At 42.4% G+C, this 1,123-nt stretch carries 3 protein-coding genes; all 3 read right to left on the bottom strand.

The annotated features are described in order from the left end of the window. The coding region (locus tag Q0340_RS10485; protein ID WP_298083258.1) for a CopD family protein at positions 1-92 on the bottom strand (92 nt) is incomplete at its 3' end. Between the two features lie 9 nt (positions 93-101). Further along, a complete protein-coding gene (locus Q0340_RS10480) occupies positions 102-494 on the bottom strand; it encodes an NINE protein (protein WP_298083257.1) in 393 nt (130 codons plus the stop codon). Further along, a complete protein-coding gene (lspA, locus tag Q0340_RS10475; protein ID WP_298083256.1) occupies positions 481-942 on the bottom strand; it encodes a signal peptidase II in 462 nt (153 codons plus the stop codon). Before lspA ends, Q0340_RS10480 begins: the two co-directional genes overlap by 14 nt. Between the last annotated feature and the right edge of the window lie 181 nt (positions 943-1,123).

Below are 1,123 nucleotides of genomic sequence, written 5' to 3'. Positions count from 1 at the left end.
TGATAGACATATAGGCGCGGCATATAAAATAGCATCGCCATCCATGAAATAAAGCCCGCAAAATGGATAAATTTAAACCAATAGTAACTCATTTTTTCTCCTTAATCTCTCATTAAAATTTCTTTTCGCGCTTCGAATTCTTCTTTAGAAATCGCGCCTTTTTGATATAGATCATAAAGTGCATCGACCTTTTTAAGGCGCTGTTCATAGTCGTCTCGCAGAGTTTCGGTGCTAAATTCGTTTATATCATCGACCCAAATATTTACAAAAAATAGGTCGATAAGCCACCAAATTCCCCAAATAGCCCAAAATAAAAAGCCCACCAAAAGCCATAGCGTAAAACTTCCCAGCCAAAACAGCGCAATTTGAGCAAAACCGCTGATAAATTTACCGCAGTAAATTCTATGTAGTCCGCCCCCGATCGGCATTCCCAAAAGCGATGAGCAGCCGCCTACAAACCACAGCGCATAGGCGATATAATTATTTCTTTTCATTTTTCTCCTTTTTCGCGATCTTGTAGCTTTGGAAGATAAAAATCACGACGGCCAGATCTATCATTACATCGGCGAAATTAAACACCGCAAACTCAAACCACTTATGCCACGCGACGTAATCGACCACGCCGCCGCGAATGAAGCGATCGAGCAAATTTGAGCAACCTCCCGCAAGCATTAGCGCAAATGGCATCCAGTGCTCGCAAAAGAGCTTTTTGTGACAAAATACATACGCTGCAAGCGCCGAGATCAGCGCGATCTGGATAAATTTTAAATTTTCGCCCAAAAACGCAAACATCGAAAACGCAACGCCGCGGTTAAGCGTAAGCTCTAGCGAAAAAAACTCGCCTTGCCACGAAAAGCCGTTTAAAAACAGAAGTTTGATCGCTTGATCGATCGCAAAGATCACCGCAAAAAGCAGGATAAATTTAATACAAGTCTTAGCCATCTCGCAATCCAAATTTAAATATGTAAAGCCTGCGTTTTTTGCCCGCGCTTTTCGTCTGGTAGCTTGCCGCGCCGTAAAATTTCACCGCAACGCTACTCATTTAGGGCTTTGGTAAAAAATTTCTCTACCTCGTCCATTCGCTTTTGTAGCAGTTTTTCGTTTTTGCCCTCGATTAAGAGGC

It is taken from the genome of uncultured Campylobacter sp. (genome assembly GCF_938045595.1).
GTDB lineage: Bacteria > Campylobacterota > Campylobacteria > Campylobacterales > Campylobacteraceae > Campylobacter_B.
This window is presented reverse-complemented; position numbering and strand designations above follow the sequence as displayed.

What these genes read in the sequence shown, in the direction of transcription:
- Q0340_RS10480 (WP_298083257.1), bottom strand. Translation starts at nt 494, where the DNA reads ATGAAAAGAAATAATTATATCGCCTATGCGCTGTGGTTTGTAGGCGGC.
- lspA (WP_298083256.1), bottom strand. Translation starts at nt 942, where the DNA reads ATGGCTAAGACTTGTATTAAATTTATCCTGCTTTTTGCGGTGATCTTT.